General features: G+C 33.6%; 22 protein-coding genes. 16 read left to right on the top strand and 6 right to left on the bottom strand.

Features of this window, described 5'->3' with window-relative positions:
- Position 1: 1 nt before the first annotated feature.
- Both GQ47_RS03180 and GQ47_RS03175 read left to right on the top strand, forming a co-directional pair.
- Entirely contained in the window at positions 2-1054 is a 1053-nt protein-coding gene (locus GQ47_RS03180; RefSeq protein WP_035645191.1) for an NAD(P)-dependent alcohol dehydrogenase, read from the top strand.
- A gap of 148 nt (positions 1055-1202) precedes the next feature.
- Positions 1203-2186 (top strand): aldo/keto reductase, encoded by a 984-nt coding sequence (locus tag GQ47_RS03175; protein WP_035644690.1) that lies wholly within the window; start codon positions 1203-1205, stop codon positions 2184-2186.
- A gap of 209 nt (positions 2187-2395) precedes the next feature.
- Here the strand turns inward: GQ47_RS03175 and GQ47_RS03170 are convergent, their stop codons facing one another.
- The gene (locus GQ47_RS03170) at positions 2396-2983 is read right to left on the bottom strand and encodes a DUF4142 domain-containing protein (RefSeq protein WP_035644687.1); all 588 of its coding nucleotides are present in this window, start codon (positions 2981-2983) and stop codon (positions 2396-2398) included.
- Positions 2984-3205: 222 nt separating this feature from the next.
- Between GQ47_RS03170 and GQ47_RS03165 the strand changes: the two genes are divergently transcribed.
- From GQ47_RS03165 to GQ47_RS03140, 6 genes are all read left to right on the top strand, one after another.
- Entirely contained in the window at positions 3206-3844 is a 639-nt protein-coding gene (locus GQ47_RS03165; protein WP_035644684.1) for a hypothetical protein, read from the top strand.
- A 46-nt stretch (positions 3845-3890) separates the two neighbouring features.
- Positions 3891-4574, top strand: a complete 684-nt coding sequence (locus tag GQ47_RS03160) for a hypothetical protein (protein ID WP_035644681.1) — start codon at positions 3891-3893, stop codon at positions 4572-4574.
- Positions 4575-4782: 208 nt separating this feature from the next.
- Complete coding sequence (locus tag GQ47_RS03155; RefSeq protein ID WP_035644680.1) at positions 4783-5022, top strand: DUF7218 family protein; 240 nt, start codon at positions 4783-4785, stop codon at positions 5020-5022.
- 10 nt (positions 5023-5032) lie between these two features.
- A complete protein-coding gene (locus GQ47_RS03150; RefSeq protein WP_051951332.1) occupies positions 5033-6118 on the top strand; it encodes a DNA topoisomerase IB in 1086 nt (361 codons plus the stop codon).
- A gap of 105 nt (positions 6119-6223) precedes the next feature.
- Positions 6224-6385 (top strand): DUF1328 family protein, encoded by a 162-nt coding sequence (locus GQ47_RS23070; protein WP_035644678.1) that lies wholly within the window; start codon positions 6224-6226, stop codon positions 6383-6385.
- A gap of 88 nt (positions 6386-6473) precedes the next feature.
- Entirely contained in the window at positions 6474-7121 is a 648-nt protein-coding gene (locus GQ47_RS03140) for a DUF5661 family protein (RefSeq protein ID WP_035644675.1), read from the top strand.
- A 98-nt stretch (positions 7122-7219) separates the two neighbouring features.
- Here GQ47_RS03140 and GQ47_RS23575 read toward each other — a convergent pair whose 3' ends face one another.
- A complete protein-coding gene (locus GQ47_RS23575) occupies positions 7220-7762 on the bottom strand; it encodes a hypothetical protein (protein ID WP_051951330.1) in 543 nt (180 codons plus the stop codon).
- Positions 7763-7949: 187 nt separating this feature from the next.
- Between GQ47_RS23575 and GQ47_RS03130 the strand changes: the two genes are divergently transcribed.
- The 3 genes from GQ47_RS03130 (at position 7950) to GQ47_RS03120 (ending at position 10032) form a co-directional block, all read left to right on the top strand.
- Positions 7950-8522: a YciE/YciF ferroxidase family protein gene (locus GQ47_RS03130; protein ID WP_035644673.1), complete on the top strand. Its 573-nt coding sequence runs from the start codon at positions 7950-7952 to the stop codon at positions 8520-8522.
- A gap of 68 nt (positions 8523-8590) precedes the next feature.
- Positions 8591-9322 (top strand): DNA-formamidopyrimidine glycosylase family protein, encoded by a 732-nt coding sequence (locus GQ47_RS03125; protein ID WP_035644670.1) that lies wholly within the window; start codon positions 8591-8593, stop codon positions 9320-9322.
- Positions 9319-10032 carry a DUF72 domain-containing protein gene (locus GQ47_RS03120; protein ID WP_035644667.1) on the top strand — a complete coding sequence of 238 codons (714 nt, stop codon included), beginning with the start codon at positions 9319-9321 and terminating at the stop codon, positions 10030-10032. Before GQ47_RS03125 ends, GQ47_RS03120 begins: the two co-directional genes overlap by 4 nt.
- Before the next feature lie 110 nt (positions 10033-10142).
- Here the strand turns inward: GQ47_RS03120 and GQ47_RS03115 are convergent, their stop codons facing one another.
- The gene (locus GQ47_RS03115; RefSeq protein ID WP_035644665.1) at positions 10143-10646 is read right to left on the bottom strand and encodes a pyridoxamine 5'-phosphate oxidase family protein; all 504 of its coding nucleotides are present in this window, start codon (positions 10644-10646) and stop codon (positions 10143-10145) included.
- 201 nt (positions 10647-10847) lie between these two features.
- Between GQ47_RS03115 and GQ47_RS03110 the strand changes: the two genes are divergently transcribed.
- Positions 10848-11279, top strand: coding sequence for a response regulator (locus GQ47_RS03110; protein ID WP_035644663.1), 432 nt, complete (start codon positions 10848-10850; stop codon positions 11277-11279).
- 62 nt (positions 11280-11341) lie between these two features.
- Here the strand turns inward: GQ47_RS03110 and GQ47_RS03105 are convergent, their stop codons facing one another.
- Positions 11342-14548 carry a PAS domain-containing protein gene (locus tag GQ47_RS03105; protein WP_035644660.1) on the bottom strand — a complete coding sequence of 1069 codons (3207 nt, stop codon included), beginning with the start codon at positions 14546-14548 and terminating at the stop codon, positions 11342-11344.
- A 226-nt stretch (positions 14549-14774) separates the two neighbouring features.
- Between GQ47_RS03105 and GQ47_RS03100 the strand changes: the two genes are divergently transcribed.
- Positions 14775-15113, top strand: a complete 339-nt coding sequence (locus tag GQ47_RS03100) for a hypothetical protein (RefSeq protein WP_035644657.1) — start codon at positions 14775-14777, stop codon at positions 15111-15113.
- 343 nt (positions 15114-15456) lie between these two features.
- The gene (locus GQ47_RS03095) at positions 15457-16251 is read left to right on the top strand and encodes a hypothetical protein (RefSeq protein ID WP_035644654.1); all 795 of its coding nucleotides are present in this window, start codon (positions 15457-15459) and stop codon (positions 16249-16251) included.
- Positions 16252-16416: 165 nt separating this feature from the next.
- On the opposite strand, the gene GQ47_RS03090 is transcribed toward GQ47_RS03095, so the two are convergent.
- Positions 16417-16677, bottom strand: a complete 261-nt coding sequence (locus tag GQ47_RS03090; protein WP_035644651.1) for a SemiSWEET family sugar transporter — start codon at positions 16675-16677, stop codon at positions 16417-16419.
- Between the two features lie 182 nt (positions 16678-16859).
- Complete coding sequence (locus tag GQ47_RS03085) at positions 16860-17708, bottom strand: SDR family oxidoreductase (RefSeq protein WP_035644648.1); 849 nt, start codon at positions 17706-17708, stop codon at positions 16860-16862.
- Between the two features lie 288 nt (positions 17709-17996).
- Between GQ47_RS03085 and GQ47_RS03080 the strand changes: the two genes are divergently transcribed.
- Both GQ47_RS03080 and GQ47_RS03075 read left to right on the top strand, forming a co-directional pair.
- A complete protein-coding gene (locus GQ47_RS03080) occupies positions 17997-19211 on the top strand; it encodes a hybrid sensor histidine kinase/response regulator (protein WP_035644645.1) in 1215 nt (404 codons plus the stop codon).
- Positions 19204-22794, top strand: a complete 3591-nt coding sequence (locus tag GQ47_RS03075; RefSeq protein WP_238567937.1) for a response regulator — start codon at positions 19204-19206, stop codon at positions 22792-22794. Before GQ47_RS03080 ends, GQ47_RS03075 begins: the two co-directional genes overlap by 8 nt.
- Positions 22795-22852: the final 58 nt, after the last annotated feature.

Below are 22852 nucleotides of genomic sequence, written 5' to 3'. Positions count from 1 at the left end.
TATGGAAACAAAAGACATCAAAGCCTTTGGTTCAGAAGCTGCCGAAGCACCGTTAAAAACATTAGATATTAAAAGAAGAGCTGTACAGGCGCATGACGTAGAAATTGAAATTTTGTACTGCGGAATTTGCCATTCTGATTTGCATTCAGCGAGAAATGAGTGGCACGGAACAATGTATCCAATTGTACCAGGACACGAAATCGTTGGACGCGTAACGAAAGTTGGTGATCATGTTAAAAACTTCAAAGTTGGTCAGTTAGCCGGAGTTGGCTGTATGGTGGATTCTTGCAGAGAATGTGATTATTGCAAAAATGATTTGGAGCAATATTGCGATGAAGGAAACATATTGACTTTCAATTCGCCAGACAAACATTTGGGCGGACATACTTTTGGAGGATATTCTCAAAGTATTGTAGTGGATGAAAATTATGTATTGCATATTTCTGATAAACTGGATCTTGCAGGAGTAGCACCTTTACTTTGCGCTGGAATCACAACATATTCGCCATTAAAACACTGGAAAGTTGGACCTGGGCAAAAAGTGGGAATTGTTGGTATTGGCGGTTTAGGGCATATGGGAATCAAATTAGCAAAAGCTATGGGAGCTCATGTAGTGGTTTTCACAACATCTGTATCTAAGTTTGAAGCCGCAAAAGAACTTGGAGCTGATGAAGTAGTTTTGTCTACAGATCCGGAACAAATGGCAAAACATGCAAAAAGCCTGAATTTCATTTTGGACTGCGTTTCGGCAGAACATAATATTGATTCGTACTTGAATTTATTAAAAGTTGACGGAACTCTAACGCTTGTTGGCGCACCAATGGAGCCACTTCCTGTGACATCGTTCAGCCTTTTGTTAGGAAGAAGAAGTTTTGCTGGTTCAGCTATCGGAGGAATTGCCGAAACTCAGGAAATGCTTGATTTTTGTGCGGAACACAACATTACTGCCGATATCGAAATAATCGGCGTAAACGAAGTAAACGACGCTTATGAAAGATTATTAAAAGGCGATATTAAATACCGTTTTGTAATTGATATGGCTTCTTTGAAATAAGATACTAAGTTGCTAAGGTTCTAAGACGCTAAGAAATTAGAATCTTTAAACTTTGGCAATTTTAAAATTAAATAGGTGCTGAGATTTAAGACAAAGAAAAAAAGCTTAAAGCCTTAGCATCTCAGCACCTTAGAACCTTAAAGAGAAAATGCAAAAAAGAAAACTAGGAAATAGCGGTCTTGAAGTCTCAGCATTAGGACTTGGCTGCATGGGGATGAGTTTTGGATATGGACCTGCTCATGATAAAAATGAAATGATAAGTCTTTTGCGTTCAGCATATGAAAAAGGAATTACTTTTTTTGATACGGCAGAATGTTACGGACCACATTTAAACGAAGAACTTTTAGGAGAAGCTTTAGCGCCTTTTCGCGATAAAGTTGTCATTGCTACGAAATTCGGTTTTTTGGAAGGCGATTCTAAAAAAGGATTAGATAGCCGTCCTGAATGGATTCGAAAAAGCATTGAAGGATCATTAAAAAGATTAAATACTGATGTAATTGATTTGTATTATCAGCATCGTGTTGATCCAAATGTTCCAATTGAAGATGTTGCCGGCACCATAAAAGATTTAATTCAGGAAGGAAAAGTAAAACATTTTGGACTTTCAGAAGCGGGAGCAGAAAGCATTCGTCGTGCGCATGCCGTTCAGCCAGTAACAGCTTTGCAAAGCGAATATTCACTTTGGTGGAGAACTCCAGAGGAAGAAATTTTCCCAATTTTAGAAGAACTCGGAATCGGATTTGTGCCTTTCAGTCCGTTAGGAAGAGGTTTTCTTACTGCGAAAATCGATGAAAATACGCAATTCGACAGTTCAGATTTTAGAAATTCATTACCTCGTTTTGCTCCCGAAGCCAGAAAAACAAACCAAGCTTTTGTTGAATTATTAGGAAAAATGGCAGCCGACAGAGGTGTAACAAATGCTCAAATTGCATTAGCGTGGAATTTAGCTCAAAAACCTTGGATTGTACCAATTCCGGGAACAACTAAATTGCATCGTTTAGAAGAAAATCTTGGCGCATTAGATTTAAAACTTTCTGCAGCTGATCTTTCAGAAATCAACGAAGCAGCTTCAAAAATAACAATCGAAGGCTCAAGATATCCAGAACATCTACAGAAAATAGCTGGGAAATAAGGTTCTAAGGTACTAAGATGCTAAGGTTCTAAGAAAAAAACTTAGTACCTTAGAACCTTAGCCACTTTAAAAAAAAACAAACCCCTCAAGCAATTCAACTCTTGAGGGGTTTTTAGCAAAGATTTGGGGTTCTTAGATGCTCACTTAACTTAGTATCTCAGAATCTCAGAATCTTCGTTTAAAATAAATAATAACCAATTAAATCTATTTTATTTTTTGTCTAAATTCTGTTTCAGCATTTTAGCATGTTCCAAATGTGCTGTTAAACCAGCAATATTATTTGAAGCCCATAATTTTATATCTTCATCAACTGCATCTTTACTTGCGTCTTGCAGTTTTTTAATTGCTTTTTCGTGACCGTCGATCATCATGTCGGCAAATTTTTTATCAAAATCCACACCCGATTTTTCGTTCAGTTTATTGTATTCGTCCTGACCTTCTTCAGTTAAAGAAGTTGGTAGTGTAAAGTTTTTGGCTTTTGCCAAAGCACTAACTTCAGAAGCCGATTTTGTATGTTCATCAACAAGCATTTTCCCGAATTTTTTCACCTCAGGATTAGTACTTTTTTGTTGTGCCAATTTTCCAATTTCGATTTCAGCCAAATTAATTTCAGCCTGATCCACTAAAAACTCCGAATCATCTTCTTTGCTGTCAATTGAGTCAAATTTGGCTTCGTTAGCATCTTCCGCAACCTCTTTAGGATCTTCTTGTTTTGTTTCATTTTTGCAAGAATTCAAGAATATAATGATTAGTCCTGCTCCTAAAATTACTTTTCCGGCTAATAGTATCTTTTTCATGATTTTAATAGTTTGAATGTTATGATGTAAAATTATTCAGGAAGCAGGAGAAATGCCTTACAGGATTTTTAGAGATTGTTATATGATTTGGATGACTCCTAATCTAAAATGAGGTTTCCCGTAAATTAAATCTGTTTTTAATTGCAATATTTGTTTCAAATAATAGGATGCATTATTTTGGTGCATATATTTAATGAAGAAAAACTAAAAACATCGTAACAAATGAAAACAGCCTCAAAAACCAAATCATTCACATCGACTTTTCGTATTTTATTTTTATGTGCTTTTATTTCTTGTGGTATTTTGTCTAAAGCAACAGCCCAAAAATTGACTTTTAATCCAAAAACAACCGCAAATGGATTGATTTTCGGTTCATTTACTTTTCCAAAAGAAAAGGCAAGATTTAACGGCTATTATATGCTAATAAGTTATAAATCTACTGATCCTAAATTGGTTAGGAAATACTCAAAAGAAGTGCATTTTATTCCAGCACAGATTACCAGAATGAGACATAAAGGAGATTTAGATGGAGGATTGACTTATCTTTTTGCAGTTGAAAAACCGGAAGGAGAATATGCAATTACAAATATTAGACTTTTTTCAAATAGCGGTTTTCAAGTTCTTCAGAAAACCAGTAATATAAATGGTTTTACAATTCCTTTCAAAGTAAATAAAGGAGAGATTCAATATATCGGAAACATATTATTTAATGAATATGCCGAAAACGGTGAGCCTTTTGTGAGTTATCAGAATAATTTTGAAAAAGATCTTGCCGGAATTAGAGTGGAAGAGCCTTATGTTTTTTGGGATGCAGCAAAAAATGATGATACAATTAAACTTTCTTTTGATAAAGCATTGTAATTGTTGAAACAGTAATAAAAACAAGCCGGAGCTAATTAATTTAATAATGAAAAATCTTTTCCTTTTTGTATTGTTTCTTTTAAATCTTAGTGTTTCTGCGCAAGGATATTCATATTATCCAAGATTTACTGGTTTATTTTTAAACGACCCTGATGAATCCCTATTTAGTCCGGAGCTTAATTATTTTAGAGAAGAATTAAAAGTTGTGAGTAATACTCTTTTTGTAGGAGATGTACAAACATCTACGAATAGATCTAGTGGTTTTTATGCTTTTAAAGTTGTACCAAGTTCTGTGCGTGAGTATAATTTTTTAAATTCGGGAGTGTTTTTAAGATTCAACATGAGTTTAAGAGAGAAATCGGCTTCTTTTCCTGTTACTTTTGAGGAGCTTATAGATAGAGATAATGAAGAAGGAAGTGGCAGAATAGAGATTGGCGCACAAGGATTTTCTTTAGGTTTTGATCAAAAAATAATTAAAATACTAAATCCCGCATCTATTAAAAATAAAGCAGATTTTACAGTTACCAAAATTGAATATAAAATCAAAAAGACAAATCTGGAAATTGAGTTTAAAGGTTATTTTGGCACTGATATAATTATTAAAGGAAAGAAAATTAAAAAAGATGAAATTTCTCTGCTGACATTAAATGTAGATAAAACAGGATTTGATATTTCTTATGAAACTCAGATAAAAAAGGAAAAAATATTTAGTTTTAAAAAAGTTAAATAATCTCACTTTTAAAATTACAAAATCCCAATTCCAAAAGAATTGGGATTTTTTTTGCTTTGAACTTTCGACTTTCCAACTTTCGACTTTATGACTTACAACTAACTCAAATTATGAAAGTTAAACCAAAAATTATATAACAGAAAAATCTTTCTTTTTGGGAACTTTGGATTACCATACATCTTAAATCATTAACCTAAAATTAAAAGTCATGCCTAATCCAAGAATTAAAAATGAAAAACAGTATCAGGCTTTAGTAGAAAAAGGATACAGCAAAGAGAAATCGGCCCGAATTGCCAATACGCCAGATGCAGGAGTAAAAGGCGGAAAAGCAAAGCCGTATGAAGAATGGACAAAAGACGAATTGCTGAAACAAGCAATCAGAGTTGGAATAAAAGGACGTTCGTATATGAACAAAAAAGCTTTGATCAATTCTTTAAGAAATAATTAAAACGGAAACCATGCCTGCAAAAATCGCTCAGCAAAAACTTATGAATCAGTTAATCAAGTCTCCACATTTGGTACTTGAAAAATTGGATTTGGTTTATGTCAGCAATCAAAAACTGCCAATTGAGCGATTGCAGGAAAAAGATGGATTTGTTTATAAAAAGAACGGACGATATATTAAACAGAAAAGCGAATTAAAGCGTTTCAGTAGTTTGGTTTTGCCACCAGCTTGGGAAAATGTAAGGATTTCAGATTTAGCAAACGGACATTTACAGGCTGTTGGTTTAGACGTAAAAAACAGAAAACAATACCGTTATCATCCAAAATGGAATCAAATCCGAAATCAGACCAAGTTTTATAAAATCGCCGAATTTGGGCAAAAACTGCCTGCAATAAGAAAACAAGTCGATCAGGATTTAGAAGAGAAAGAATGGTCCAAAAACAAGGTTATTGCACTCGTAATTCGGTTAATGGAAGAAACGCATATTAGAATCGGAAATGAGAAATATGCTAAAGACAATAAATCGTATGGGCTTTCAACCTTGCGAAAAAGGCATATCAATATCAATAAAAATTCGCTTCGATTTGAATTCATCGGGAAAAAAGGAAAACAACATACTATTACAACCCGAAACAAACAATTAATAAAATTGGTAAGCCGATGTGAGGAAATTCCGGGTTGGGAAGTTTTTAAATATTATGATAATAATGGAGAGCGAAAAGTTCTGGATAGTCATATGGTCAACGAATATTTGCATCAGATTTCGGGAGAATATTTCAGTGCTAAAGATTTTAGAACCTGGGCGGCGTCGATTGTTTTCTTTGAAAATTTAATGGAAATCGGAATTTCATCTGACGAAAAAGAAATTAAAAAAAACATTTTAACCGCATACGACGCCACTGCCGAAGCGCTGGGCAATACAAGAAATGTATGCAAAAATTATTACGTTCATCCGCTATTGGTTACGACTTACGAAGACGGATCTATTCAGCCTTATTTTGACAAAGTAAAAAAGAGCCGAAGCAATAAAAAATACTTCTCACGCTCTGAAAGTGCCTTTGCAGAATTGATTGAAAATTATCAAGTCAATTTAAAGTAAATAGTCATTTATAGCGCTAGAAATAAATTGTTTAGAGTTAATGCATCTCCTTTAAAAGCATGAAATTAGAGAAACAAAATCGTTATTAACTAAAAATCAATTATTATGTTACGTTGGACAGTCATATTTATTATTCTGGCAATAATTGCGGGAATATTTGGTTTTGGTGGAATTGCTGCCGGAGCCGCTAGTATAGCAAAAATTTTATTTTTTATATTCTTAGTATTATTTATCATTTCGCTAATCAGCGGAAGAAGAAGTGTTTAGTACTGATAATCTCAGTGAATTAGATTAAATTATAACGACACATATATTTCGATAAATGTGTCGTTTTTCCTTTAAAAAAGAAAATATCATGGGAACAAAAAGCGGTGCTTATCAAGATGTCTATGTAAAAAGAGAAGACGAAATGGTAAGCTTGAAAAATGATGTGACAGATTTTTGTGAAAAATACATCAAACCTGTTCATCCTCAAAATTGGGACTGGTCGGTTCGTGATTTTGAAAATCCAGAAAACGACCCTACAAATGCCGAAGCACGAGCGATTGCAAATGTAGTTTACAAAGATTTAATGGATAATAAGCATACCGAAGTTGATTTATCAACGATGAATAATGTCGAGGCAATTAAGGCCTATTTAAATCCGAAAAGCAAACATGCCGAATTTAATATGGAAGAATTCGCCTATGCCTTGAAGGTCGAATTAGAGCACGGAAAAATTAAAGATGTGAATGTGACCAACAATCATCCGTTTCTAACGGCAATGATTGCGCTTGCACATATGACCGAAAGCCTGACATATTACAAACGTTTACAAGTAATGGAAGCCGAAGGTGAGATTTATGAAATTATGCGAAAAATTGAAAACGCATCAACAGGAAAAGAAGAATGGTACAAAGAATTAGGCAAAGCCGAGCTCGAATTAACCGAAGCCAGAGCCGGCTTAACAGAGCGTCTTCAAAAAATGGATGATATTCCAACGCTGGAAAAAATCGGCGATTAATACCTAAAATTAAACATCTGATTTGCGCAATAAAAAACATAAATAAAGCCGTTAAGAATATCTAATCTTAACGGCTTTTCTTTTTTTAAATTTAAACTTTATCTTCGTAAATCGTCATCTGAGTACGCGTCATCATCTTCCTGAACGTCGTCCTCAACATAAGTAGTATCATCATCGTTATCATCGTCTTCGTCATTAAAATCGTCGTCATCTTCATCCTCATCTTCTAAATCTTCCAAGTCGTCTTCGGTTTCATTAAAGTCGTTTTCAAAAGTGTCGGCGGGGTTATCAAATTCGTCGTTTTCTTCTTCTTCGTCGAGATCTTCGTCTATATAATCATCATCGTTTTCTAAGTCAATTTCGTAGACATCATCGTTATTGTCTTCTAAGTCGCGATCGGTATGAAAATCATCATCCAGATCGTCTAAATCATCATCGCTATAAGCGTTTTCATCAGGATTTGGCTTATCAGGATTATGCCCGTTTCTTACCGTATAACCGCGATTTGCAGTTTCTTCAATGCTGTTATCAGTGTCTTTTTGATCATTAAAATCATATAACTCCTCATTCATCACCGTATTTCGGTTTGCGGCGTTAGGATTTCTATTAAGAATGCTGTTGTTTTTATTTATAGTATTCATGATATCTGATTTTATAATTTCTATAAAACAAATCTACTTCGAAATGCAAGAGAATTCTTTATAGAATTGTTTGGTGTAATTGCATAATTATCAGATGTGTAGAATAGAATTTAATTAAAGAATGCTATAACCCTGCTGGAATTTCGAATGGTAATTTTATCATCTATTAATCATAAAAACAATTACCATGAAAACGACGGAAAAGAAAAAAGAAGCTCCGGCTAAACAAGAAGTGAAAAGAGGCGTTACAAAACCAAAATCAAATGCAGCTGCGGGTTTGACAGAATTATTTGAAGATGGACTGAAAGATGTTTACTGGGCTGAGAAAGCTTTAACGAAAGCACTTCCAATAATGGCAAGAAACGCAACATCAGAAGAATTGATTTCGGCGATCAACAATCATTTGGTTGAGACAGAAGAACATGTAACACGTTTAGAAAAAGTTTTTGAGCTAATTGGCAAAAAAGCAACTGCAAAAAAATGTGATGCAATGGAAGGTTTGATTGAAGAAGGAAAAGGAATTTTGGAAGAAACTGAAATTGGAGTTGTCAGAGATGCCGGAATTATTGCCGCAAGCCAAAAAATCGAACATTATGAAATTGCGACTTACGGAACTTTGAGACAATTTGCCGAAACGCTTGGTTTAGAAGAAGCCGCATCTTTATTAGAATTAACGCTCGATGAAGAAAAAGGAGCCGACAAATTACTAACAGAAGTTGCTGTAAATGCCGTAAATCTTGAAGCTGCCGAAGCAGATTAAGAGTATAAAATGAAAATCTAAAAGTGCAGTGTAAGCTGCACTTTTTTAATAATTTAAAAAGAGAAATCATGCCTGAAGGTCCATCAATATTAATATTAAAAGAAGAAGTACAACAGTTTACAGGCCAAAAAGTTATTGAAGTTTCAGGAAACAGCAGCATTGATATTCAGCGTTTAAAAAACAAAAAAATAGTGTCGTTTAAAACCTGGGGAAAACATTTTTTAATTTGCTTTGATGATTTTACAGTAAAAATTCATTTGCTGATGTTTGGTACTTACCGAGTTAACGAACAAAAAGAAACGAAACCCAGATTGCATTTACAATTTGCCAATGGCGAAATCAATTTTTACACCTGTTCGATTAAAATTCTGGAAGGCGATATAAATCAGCATTACGACTGGAGCGAAGATGTATTAAATGAAAACTGGAATCCGAAAAAAGCAAAAGAAAGTCTGGATAAAATTCCGGAAGTTATGATTTGTGATGCAGTTTTGGATCAGAATATATTTTCGGGAGTAGGGAATATCATTAAAAATGAAGTTTTGTACCGATGTTTTGTTCATCCTGAATCATTGGTAGGGAAAATTCCACAGGAAAAAATTACTGAAATTATCTCGGAATGCTCTGTTTATAGTTTCGAATTTTTGTATTGGAAGAAGAAATTTGAATTAAAGAAACATTGGCTTGCGTATACTAAAAGTACTTGTCTGCGCTGTAATTTGCCGATCATCAGAAAGAAAACAGGAAAATGGAATCGCAGAAGTTTTTTCTGTACTAATTGTCAACAACTTCACATATGAAAAATGATATTTTAATAGGATGTTCAAGTTATAATAATCGATTTTGGAAAGGCGTTTTTTACCCAGAAAACCTGCCTTCATCAAAATGGTTCGATTTTTATTGCCAACATTTTAATACGTACGAATTCAACGGAAGTTTTTATAAATTTCCAACTTTAAGAATTTTTGGAAATTGGTACAATAAAACACCAGAAAACTTCTTGTTTTCTGTAAAAGCACCAAAAGAAATTACGCACATCAGAAAGTTTGTTGATTGTGAAAATTTATTAAAAGACTTTTATTTATGCTGTGCAGATGGCTTCAAAGAAAAGTTGGCTTGTATTTTATTTCAGTTTCCGCCAAGTTATTCTTTTACTTCTGAGCGATTGCTGCATATTATTCAGAATTTGGATTTAAATTTCAAAAACGTAATTGAATTTCGCCACGAAAGCTGGTGGAATCAGGAAGTTTGGAATTTATTTTTAGAAAAAAATGTTACGTTTTGCAGTGTCAGCCATCCAAAATTGCCACAAACTATTTTTACCGATTTTCCTTTGATTTATATTCGGTTTCATGGCATTCCTAAAATGTTTTATTCCAGTTATTCCTTCGATGAATTATTTCATATAAAAAGAGAAATTGCACTAAAATCTGGATTTGTGTATTTTAACAATACAGCAAGTGATGCAGGAATTTTAGATGCTTTAGAGATGAAACGCATTATGATTTAACCGCAAAGCACGCAAAGAAAAAACGCAAAGCACACAAAGAAAATTTTACTTTGCGAACCTTGCGTTTTTTCTTTGCGTGCTTTGCGGTTAAACTTAAACCTAATTTAAATTTACTGCAATTGCAAATTCCCTTCAATTCCGTCATCCATGGTTTTTCCGGTTACAAGTGCGGCTGTCATTTTAGCAATTGCTACCATTTTTCCATGTTTATTATTCCAATAATAACCATCTTCAGGAACTACTTTTATAGCACTTAAATTTGGATCATCTATACCGCCAGGCATCCAGACTTTTACAATTGGATCATATAAATCTTTGATAATTTCTCTTTCATAAGAAATAGTAGCTGATCCATGCAGTGTCAGGAATTTGTCGTGTGGCTCAGAGAAAAATATTTCTACGGTTGGATTTAATGTAATTTCAGCATTCTGGCTGCTATTTCGGTCCGATAAAAACCAAAGATTGCCCAAATCATCAATTTTTTGAACAGACATTGGTCTTGATTGCAGACGGTCGCTGTTGTAAGTACAGAACATACAGGTTTTGATATTCTCTGCCAATTCTTTTATTTTGTTTACCGCTAATTCTTCGGTAAGATTTTTATGATCTCCCATGACTTTTATGTTTAATGTTGTTGTAAATGTTTGATAGTATTAGTTTTAAACAAAGTTGGGATTTTTGAATCTGAAAAAATTATAGAATTGCCTTTTAAAATTATCAGATTTCAATTTTTCAGTTTTTGTCAGAATATAGCACCGTATCGCTTCATGTAATTTTTTTTTCTATCTTTACGAAACAGTTTTAACCCATTCTACATGAACGATTTATTAATTTTCTACACAGATGATGATGAAGACGATTTAAGCATTTTTGCTGATGCCGTTGACTCATTAGCAAAAGATGTCATTTTGCAGACTTACTCGGGTGGAGAAAAGTTACTGAATGCAATCGCGCATTCGCCTCCAAAACCGAATGTTATTTTTTTAGATCTCAATATGCCGGGCAAAAATGGCTTTGATGTTTTAACAGAACTCAAAGGATCTGAAGAAAATAATGATATACCGGTTATCATTTTTTCAACTTCAAATGAACCAGGTATTATTGAAAAATGTCTCACTTTAGGAGCGAATTTTTTTATTACAAAACCGGTTTTAATGAAAGATATTATAAAAGCTATCGAATATTCTTTAACCATAAATTGGAAAGAATTTACTCCAGATCGAAAAACTTTTGTTTACAAGTTATAATCTCAGCACACATTACAAAAGAAACACCAGATTTATTTACTAAAATGAATCTGGTGTTTTTTTTATAACTCAGGTAAAAAGATTTCAAAAGTTGCTCCTTTGTCTTTTTCACTATGGGCTTTAATAATTCCTTTGTGGTTTTCGACAATTTTTTTCACAATTGCCAGTCCGATTCCGGTTCCTACAAATTCACTTTCAGTATTCAGTCTTTGGAAAACTTCAAAAATGCGTTCTTTGTATTCATCATCAAACCCAATTCCGTTATCGGAGATTCGTAGGCAGAAATACATTTTATCCGGATAGTCGACTTTAAAATTTAATTTATCACCCATTACTCTTTTCGCTTTAATCTGAATATGAGGCGGGATATCTTTACGGGAAAATTTCAAAGCATTCCCAATTAAATTATGTAACAATTGTCTGAATTGAAAAGGCATTACAGTTCCTTCGCCAATTGGATGAAGATCAATAACGGCATTTTTTTCTTCAATACGATCCGAAAAATCCATAAGAACTTCTTCTGCAATTTCATCCAAATTCGTTTTTATAAAAGTCCGGTCAGCCGAATTTGTTCTCGAATAGGTAAGTAAATCTTGTATTAATGCCTGCATCCTTTTAGCTGAAAACTCAATACGTTCCAAATAAGTTTTGGCTCTGGCCGATATATTCTGTTCATCCAAATCGGTTAATCGGCTCGCAAAAGTTTGGATTTTTCGAAGAGGTTCCTGCAAATCGTGGCTTGAAATGTAGGCAAAAGACTGAAGTTCAATATTCATGTTAATCAGATCTCTGTTTTTACTTTCTAATTCTTCTGTACGCTGTAAAACCTGTTGTTCTAAAAGAGTAGTAGAATCTTTTTGTTCCTGAATATCAGTACTTGTTCCTACCCACATCTGGATTTTTCCATCGGCATCTTTTTGCGGAATTGCGTGACTGGCGTACCATCTGTATTTACCGTCATGTCGTTGAAATCGATGTTCGAATAAAAATTCATTGCCCGTTTTTATAGATTCCATCCAACGGTTGATATTTTCTTCGCGATCATCAGGATGAATAATTTGGAGCCATCCGTTTTGGTTGATATTGATTTTTGAAAGACCGGAAAAATTATAAAGCGACTGATTAAAATAGTTCATATTTCCCATCGCATCACTTGTCCATACAAATTGCTGAATAGAATCGGCGAGGAGTCTAAATTTTTCCTGACTTTTCATTAAAACTTCCTGATTGTTTTTCTCGTCTGTAACGTCCATCACAATTCCGAGCATTTTTGCAGGATTTTTTAGTTCATCAAAAAACATTTTACCATGAACGCGAATCCACGCAATTGAATTATCGGGTTTGATAATTCGGGCTTCATATTTATAAATAGTTGTTTTTAATGCTTTTGCATATGCTTTTTCAATTATGGGGAGATCTTCCTCAAAAATTTGGTTTAAAATCTGTGCACGAGTCACTTTCTTATTTTTTTCAAGACCAAAAAGCGTCAACAAATTGTTTGAATAAATCAATTCTTGTGTAGGAACATTTAAATCCCAGGTTACAATTTCGGCAATTTCCGATGCTAAGCGAACTCGTTCTTCTGCATCTTCGACTTTTTTTCGGGTTTCTACTTTATCTGTGACATTATTGACATTAATCATTACACCCGAAATTTCGCCATTTGGCTCATAAAGTGGCGTGTATTGATAATCAAGATAAAATTTTTCCAGTTTGCCTTTAATATTGATGTAAGCAACAGATTCATTTTCGCGAATAATTTTTCCGTCGTTCAATACATCGTTCAACAGTTTAGGATATTTTTGTTTTCGTAATTCCGGAAAAACTTCTAATGCGGGTTTGCCAATTGTTTCACTTTCTTTTTTCTGCCAGATATCATTGAGCATTGTAGTATTTGCTAATTCAATAATATGCTCCTTTTCTTTAAAAATTGTCATGGCAATAGGTGATTGCATCACTAAATTTCTAAAAGCTTTTTCCTGTTCTGCCAAAATATATCTAGCCCGTACAGATTCTGTTACTTCATAACCAACAACAATAACGCCTGAGACTTCATTATTTTCTTCTCTCAAAGGATGAAAAACGATATTAAAATAACATTCTTCTTGTTTATTGTATCGATTTAAAGTGACAAGCAATTCATCTGTAAAAAAAGGAATTCCTTCTTCATACACTTTAGAAATCAACGGATAAACGGTTTCTTTGCTTTCAGGAACCGACGCAAAAACCGATTTATAAAGGGTTTCTTCTTCAGTTTTATCTACAATTTGATAATAAGTATCATTTGCTAATTCAACAATTAAATCTTTGCCTTTTAGAATTGCAATTCCCAATGGTACTTGCTGTACGATATTTTTAAATTGTTTTTCGCTTTCTTCAATTGCATTACGCGCCATGACTTGAAGCGTGACATCATTTGCAATTGCTACAATTCCAGAAATTATGCCATCAGACCCTTTTAGAGCTTCATAAACAACGTTAATAAAGGTATTTACAATTTTGTCATTTCGGGTTAATTTTACAGGAAGTTCATTTGCTGTAAAGCGTTCGCCAGTTGTAAAAACTTTCAATAAAATATCTTCTATACCTTGTCCTGCGGCTTCTGGCAATGATTCAAAAATGGGTTTATTAAGAACTTCGTGTTCCTTACGGTTCCAAATTTCAAGCATTAACTGGTTGGCAATTTCAACTACAAAATCTTTTCCTCTCAAAATGCACATTGCATTTGGTGATTGCAGTATATTATTTCGATAGCGTTCATTGCTTTCTTCAAGCCTTTTGAGGATATTTACTTTATCAGTTGTCTCGGTACATACAACTAAGACACCTGCAATTTTCCCGTCGTCATTGATTACGGGGCTATAACTGAAAGTCCAGTAAACATCTTCTAAACTTCCGTTTCTGTAAATAGGAACCAGTTGATCTTCATGCCAGGTTGCTTCTCCATTTTCCAGAACCTGAGTTATTAAGGGACCAATAAAATCCCAAATTTCTGACCAATAGTCGGCTCCCTTTTGTCCTAAAATATCAGGATGTTTTCCTTCGTTCCCTAGACTCGGGCGATAAGCATCATTGTAAAAGCATATATGTTCTGGTCCCCAAAATAAAAACATGGGGAACTTTGAGTTTAGGAGAATTCCTAAAGTTGTTCGAAGACTTTGTGGCCAGGTTTCGACTGCACCCACAGCGGTTTTGCTCCAATCTTTGGCACGGGTGAGGGCACCCATTTCACCTCCTTTTGAAAGAAAATCGTAACTTGAATTGTCCATTAAAATTTGTTTTTGCTGGGAGTTGAAAAAATAAATTTTATCTATTAAATATAGTACTTTTTACCTTGTAAGTACTTAGAAATTAAAATTAATAAAAAATTTCAGGACTGAAAAAGTGCTTTTTTGAATGAGCTAATTTTAAAATCGTTTGAGTTAATTTTATTTGTGAAGTATGATGAAATTTGATTAATCAAGATTGCAGAAATGGTAATTCAAATTTAAAATCATGAAAAAAGAGCAAAAACACGAAACCGATTATATTCAGAAATATCAGGATGAAGGCTACACCACAAATTTTTTATTTGACAACGGCTCTCTGATCGATACTGATTCAAAATATGCTTATCAGCCCGATGAAATTTATATTGTCGCACATCATAGATATGAAGGTATGAGCAATCCTGACGACATGTCGATATTGTATGTAATCGAAACAAAGGATCATATAAAAGGGACACATTTATTAGGATACGGCCCTACGGCTGACTTAGATGAAGCGGAGTTTTTTAAATATATTCCTAAAAAGAATTATTCAAAAAACGCCGATATCAGTGAACTTACATAAGATAAAATAAATAGGTATTTTTATTTTGCTGAGGAGCAGTTGTTCCAGATTTATTCTGGGGCAGCTGTTTTTTTTTTTAAGATGCTAAGATGCTAAGATTCTAAGGCACTAAGTTTTTAAAAATTTGCAAAACCATTCAATATTTTTTTTATTATCTCAGAAACTTAGCATCTCAGCATCTTAGAATCTATGTAAATAAAAATTATGAAATATCTGGCTTAAATTGTGTAAGAGTTTGATTTGCAATTAGTACGAAATTTGAATTATAGAAAATGAGAATTGTTATTCAATTCATTTTTATAAAACTAATCAAGTATTGACTACTTTGTAAAACCGAACTAAAATGAAAAAACTATACTTAAACAATGGTGAATTTGATACTGTTTTTAATGATCTTAAAGATAGTTTTAATGGTACGTTGAGTGCTAACGATAATAATTATAATTTAGATATTCAGTCAAAATGGACTAAAGGTTCTATAAAAGGCACTCGCTTTGATAATAAGATTTTGTTTATGCACTTTGACTTGGTTTTTCATCAGGATGTAAGTTTGAGTATAGAAGCATTCCAGTCGGCGCCGGTATTTTTTGTGTACTGCGAAAACGGAAATGTATGCCACAGTTTTGGTTCAAATGGAGAAAAGAAAGTTCTGCATAAAAATCAATCGGCAGTTTTAAACAATTCTTCTGTTATAAATAGTGTTTTATACTTTGAGAGTCATAAACGCATCCAATTTACTTTATTAGGAATACCAACAATGGACAATAAAAATGTGCCATTAGTATCTCAGGTAAAACAGCATTTTACAAATGATTACGGAAATTACATTTACATTGGAAAAGAGAATTCGCGGATTTCAAAAAAGATTGAGCAATTTAAAACAATGCCGGAAAAAGGAATTGTAGGGACACTTCTTAAAAAAAGCATTTTGAGCCATATTGTAGAAATGGAGATCGAACAACATGCTTTCAATTATTTAAAAACATTCGAGCCAATTGCGGATATAGCCTTAAAACAAATCAACGAAATCAAACGAATTTCGGCTATGAGTTTTTCTGATGTAATGGCTTCTGTCAAACTTTTCAGAGCCAAACATCATTGGTCATTTAAATTATATAACCAGAAATTAGCTAGCTAGCAAGCATTATATATTTTATCTTGAGATACTAAGATGCTAAGATTCTGAGATGCTAAGTTTTTTAACTTGATATCTCAGAATTTTTATTTTTAAAATTCTAATACACGAAGCTTCTAAGCTAAAAAAACTTAGTCCCTTAGAATCTTAGAACCTTAGCACCTTAGATCACTCTTTTTCATAGTAAATTATAAAATAGACCATCACTAAATTCAGGAATAAAGAAACACTATTGGTTATTATGATTGGAAGATCAGCTTTCAAAACACCATAAATAATCCACACAACAATTCCAAAAGTTAGAATTCCAAAAGTTTTAAGCGAAATATCCTTTACTTTCTTAGTTTTCCAAACTTTTAAAATCTGCGGAATTGTTGATATAGTTATACATGTTCCAGCAAATAATCCTATGATGTCTATGTAGCTCATTTTTTTTAAAGGTTCTAAGATTCTAAGGTACTGAGGGACTAAGGTTTTTTTTTAACCGCAAAGGACACTAAGATTTACGCAAGGTTCGCTAAGTTATTTGCATACAGATTTTAAAGATATGTTTCTTGCGTTCTTCGCGTAAACCTTGGCTCCCGATAAATATCGGGATTGTGGTTAATTTTTTAGCCCCCAACTAATTCTCCGCCATTAATATGAATAAATTGCCCTGTAATATAGCTGCTGTCTGCGCAGCCCAAAAACACATAGGCTGGTGCAACTTCTGATGGTTGCCCGGCTCTTCCCATCGGATTATCTTTTCCGAAATCAGATAGTTTGTCGAAACTCGCTACAATCAGTGGTGTCCAGATGGGACCTGGCGCAACGCCGTTGACTCTGATTTTTCTTTTTGCAAGCATAGCCGAAAGTGATTTAGTAAAACTTACAATGGCGCCTTTTGTACTGGCATAATCTACTAAATGTTCGCTGCCTCGGTAAGCCGTTACGGAGCTTGTATTGATAATAGTGTCATTTTCATTTAGAAATGGCAACACCGCTTTTGTTATATAGAAATACGGATAGATGTTAGTTTCAAATGTTTTTTGAAGCTGTGCAGCAGTGATTTTTTCTAATTCGTTTTGCGGATATTGAACCGCAGCATTATTAACTAAAACATTTATTTTTTTAAATAAACTGATGCATTTCTTAACGGCACTTTTACAGAATTTTTCCTCTTTTAAATCACCGCTTATCAAAAGGCATTGCTGTCCTTCTTTTTCGACTAATTCTTTTGTAAGTAGCGCATCTTTATCTTCTTTTAAATAAACAATTGCAATGTTGGCGCCTTCTCTTGCAAAATGAACAGCAACGCTTCTTCCAATTCCGCTGTCGCCACCCGTTATAAAAGCAACTTTTCCGAGAAGTTTACCGCTTCCCGTATAATTTTCCCGTATAATTTCAGGTTCTGGATGCATTAAATATTCATTTCCAGGAAGTTCCTGTTTTTGTTCAGGAAATGTTTTTCTCTTTTCCATATTAATTTCATTTAAAAACAATTCAATTCTAATTTAAATCGTTTTATATAAATGAATTGACCTAAAGAATTTTTTGATTGCCTCAATAAATGATTTTATATTATTTCAATCAAGACATGGGAATTATATAACGAATTAGATTTCTGATGAAATATAATTTTAACTTTTCTTTATAAATTTGAAAGTTGCGCCAAAGCTGTTCAAAATAGGATCAGATGTTTTGAACTCGTTGCTTGAATGCATTCAAACCAAAATATTTTAATTTCATAACACTTTTACCCCTAACAGATGGTATTAATTGTAGACGATATAAAGGCAAATATTATTGCCTTAAAAAAAACATTAGAGCTGCATAATATTGATGTCGATTCTGCCGAATCTGGGGAAGAAGCACTGAGGAAAATTTTAAAGACAAATTACTGCCTCATTATTATGGATGTTCAGATGCCGGGACTTGACGGCTTTGAAGTAGTGAAAATTCTCTCCGGAAATAAACGGACAAAAGATATTCCGGTTATATTCCTTTCTGCTTTAAACATTGAAAAAAAATACATTTTTAAAGGTTACGAAACTGGAGCAGTTGAATATATCACAAAGCCCGTAGATACCGATTTGTTGATGCTAAAAGTGAAAACTTTTATTAAGATTTACGAACAGCAAAACGAATTAAAAGGCATAAAAGATCTTCTTTCAAAAGAAATAAAAATTAGAAAAGAAGCTCAGGATAATCTAGAAATTAAAATTGCCGAGCGAACAAAAGAACTGGTTTTAAAAAATGAAGAATTGGAGATGAAAAACCACGAATTACAGCAATTTGCCTGGGTGGTTTCGCACGATTTAAATGAACCAATACGTAAAATTCAGATTTTTATAAAAATCATCAAAGATCTTTATTTGACAACCGACGCAAAGGCAATCGATTATGTTGACCGAACGATAAAATCGGCAGAGCGAATGCAGACTTTGATTACCGATCTTTTGGCTTATTCGCGATTATCAGCGCAAGTTAAACCAGAAACTACAGATCTTAATGTGGTTTTACAAGAAGTGCTCTCAGATTTTGATTATTTAATTGATCGAAAAAATGCGACGGTCAAAACCTCTGAACTTCCAACAATAGATAGTATTCCAAGCCAATTACGACAGGTTTTTCAAAATCTGATCGGGAATGCGATAAAATTCTCCGGAGCAAATGAACCGCCTTTAATCGAAATCACTTCGGAGTTAATTGCCTTAAAATCATTTGACAGCCCAACTTCTCCAGATGGAAAATTTTGCCGAATTATTGTAAAAGACAACGGAATTGGTTTTGACGAAATTTATCTGGATCGGATATTTATCATTTTCCAAAGCCTGAATGATCGTCAAACTTATGAAGGAACGGGAATTGGACTCGCAATTGCGAAAAAAATCATTGAAAAACATAACGGATTAATCACTGCTAAAAGCGAAGTAGGCAAAGGCGCAAGTTTTATTATTGTACTTCCTTTAAAATATGAATAAAACAGTATCAACAAATATGAAGAATAATTTTAAAAGAAATCTGCTGATCAGTTCTTTAGTTTCATTATTAGTACTTACAATCAGCTCTGTTGCTTCATTTATAAGCATTAAAAGTTTATTGCACAGCAATTTTTGGGTCAATCATACTCAGGAAGTTATTTACAATTTAAACGAGGGTTCGGCAATTATTACAGAAGCACAAACCAGTATGCGCGGTTATTTGATTACCGGTGACGAACAGTTTGTGGACCGATATAATGAAGCTGAGACTAAGTCAAACACTTATTTTGATAAATTAGAAGAACTTACCATTGATAATCCTTCTCAACAAAAACAGTTGGAAGAATTACGAGTGATGCGCGATAATTTTTTCAAATACTTAAACAATCAGATAGTCAAAAAACGTCTCGGAAAAGATACCATGGTTTTCGATTTAAATGGAGGCAGAAAAATGATGAATGATCTCCGTGCCGTTATTAAGAAAGTAGAAGCAACCGAGCAAGGACTTTTAGCAGAACGTAATGCAAATTCAGAACGATACGGGAATTATAGTTTAATGTTGATTATTGTAGCCTTTTTTATTGCATTTATTATTTCAATTGTTTTCCTAATTAGAATTTTGAAAGATTTCAACGAACGTACTGCTTTACAACTTGAATTAGAGAAGAAAGATTTTGAAACTGCTCAAAGAATTGAAGCGATCAGTACAATTGCTACTAATATTTCAAACGGAAACTATGACATTCGTGTTGACGATACAAAAGCTGATGCGCTAGGAAGTCTTGGTGAATCACTGAATACAATGGGGATTAATCTTAAAAATTCTTTTGAATTAATATCTCAGAAAGAATGGCTTCAAACTGGTATTGCCGATTTGAATAATGCCATGTTAGGGGAAAAACCATTGCAGAAATTATCAAAAGATATTATAGAATTTTTATGTAATTATACCAACAGCAGTGCAGGTGTTATGTATGTGATTGACGGAGATGAACTTGCCGTTGCTGCTGGTTATAGTTATATACCAAGCAAAAACAGAGAACGCATTAAAAAAGGAGAAGGGCTTATTGGTCAGGCTATTACTTCCAGAAAAATGTTAGAATTAAAAGCTTTGACACCAGATGATATTCAGATTAATTATGCTTTAGGACAAATTAAGCCTACTCATGTTGTTGCATTTCCTTTGATTGATAATAAAGTCGAAGGAGCACTTGAACTTGCCAGTATTTACGGATATTCAGAACTGCATTTAGAGTTTTTGAAAACGGTTGCAAACAACATTGGAATTGCGATAAGATCGACTCAAAATCGAAGAAGAGTAACAGAATTGCTGGAAGAAACTAGAGCACAATCTGAAGAGTTGCAACAGCAACATAGCGAATTGGAAGCAATTAATGCGGAATTGGAAGCGCAAACAGAAAAACTTCAGGCATCTGAAGAAGAATTAAGAGTGCAACAAGAAGAATTGGAACAAACCAATGAAGAATTGTCGGAAAGAAGCGTTTTATTGGAAGAAAAAAACAATGAAATTCAGAAAAAATCGGAAGCTCTGGAACTTACAACTCGCTATAAATCAGAGTTTTTGGCTAATATGTCTCATGAATTGAGAACGCCATTAAATTCCATTTTGCTTTTAAGCCGATTATTATCTGAAAATAATAATCAAAGCATGAACAAAGAAGAGATTGAATTTGCAAAAGTAATTCAAAGCTCAGGAAACAGTTTGTTAGGCTTAATCGATGAAATTCTGGATTTATCTAAAATCGAGGCCGGAAAAATGGAACTGGAATTTTTAGATGTTTCGACTAAAGAAATTACAGATTCACTCTGGAATTTATTTAATCTGGTTGCCAAAGAAAAAGGAATTGAATTTGAAATTATTGCAAAAGAAGCGCCAATTGTCATCAAAACGGATAAGATGCGTTTAGAGCAAATTTTGAAAAACCTAATTTCAAACGCCATTAAATTTACTGAAAAAGGAAAAGTTAGTCTCGAAATAAAAGTCAGTACAGATGATGACAAAATCATTTGTTTTATTGTAAAAGATACCGGAATCGGAATTCCAATAGAGAAACAACCACTAGTTTTTGAAGCTTTCCAGCAGGCCGATGGTTCAACAAAACGAAAATATGGCGGAACCGGTTTGGGATTATCAATCAGCAGAGAATTAGCAAAATTATTAAGAGGAGAAATTATCTTGCACAGTAAAGTTAATGAAGGAAGTTCGTTTACATTGTGTCTGCCCGTTTTTGGAGCAGCATACAATAAAGTAAATGTAGAGAAAATACCTCCAACTGATTTTACAGAAATTGAGCCTGAAGAAGAAGCTCCGGCTAAAAAATACATAAGTCTTGTAATTCCTGATGAAATCGACGATGACCGAAATTCAATTAAAGAAGACGATAAGGTGATTTTAATAGTGGAAGACGATGTTAATTTTGCGAAGTCACTTTTGGCTTTTACACGTCAAAAAGGATACAAAGGAGTTGTTACCGTTCGTGGTGATTATGCATTGAATTTTACAATTCTTTATAAGCCAGTTGGTATTTTGTTGGATATTGAACTTCCGGTAAAAAGCGGTTGGGAGGTTTTGGAAGAATTAAAAAATCACGCCGAAACGAAACATATTCCGGTGCATATTATGTCGTCACACAAATTAAAACAGGAAAGTTTGCTAAAAGGCGCGGTTGATTTCTTAGATAAACCTGTCGCTTTTGAAAAAATTCCAGACGTGTTTTTGCGAATTGAACATATTATCAATAAAGAAGCGCAAAAGGTTTTAATTATTGAAGATAACCCAAAACATGCCAAAGCTTTAGCTTATTTCTTGGAAAACTATAATATCAATTCAGAGATAAAAAGTGAAGTTTCTGAAGGACTTCAGGCTTTAAATAAAACTGAAGTGGATTGCGTAATTCTCGATATGGGAATTCCAGACAAACAAGCTTATCAGATTTTGGATGGTGTGAAGAAAAACCCAGGATTAGAGAATTTGCCTGTAATCGTTTTTACAGGAAAAAGTTTATCACTTAAAGAAGAAGTAAAAATCAAGAAATATGCCGATTCGATTATTGTAAAAACGGCACATTCGTATCAAAGAATGTTGGATGAGGTTTCTCTTTTTCTGCATTTGGTTGAAGATAAAAAAGAAGGTAAAAACAAAAATGACGGACATAAAAAGCTAAATTTACTGAACAACATTCTACACGAGAAAAAAGTGCTGATAGTTGACGATGATGTTCGAAATATTTATTCGCTAACAAAAGCATTAGAAGTTTTTAAAATGAATATTATTACGGCTTTTGACGGAAAAGAAGCCATCAAGATATTAAATGAAAATCCAGATACTGATGTTGTTTTATTAGATATGATGATGCCGAATATGGATGGTTACGAAACAGCAGAAAAAATTAGGTCAAATCCGAAATTTTTGAATTTGCCGCTAATTGCCGTAACCGCAAAAGCTATGACAGGAGACAGAGAAAAATGTATCAAGGCAGGAGCATCAGATTATATTACAAAACCAGTTGATGTTGATCAATTATTATCATTGCTGCGAGTTTGGCTTTATGATAAAGTTTAAAAATAAAAAAGTTATGCCATTTCTGATAGCTATCGTGAGTGGTAAAAATAGTAGAGAA

Source organism: Flavobacterium sp. ASV13, assembly GCF_000745775.1.
GTDB lineage: Bacteria > Bacteroidota > Bacteroidia > Flavobacteriales > Flavobacteriaceae > Flavobacterium.
The sequence above is the reverse complement of the archived record's forward strand: the minus strand, read 5'-3'. Positions and strand labels throughout refer to the sequence as shown.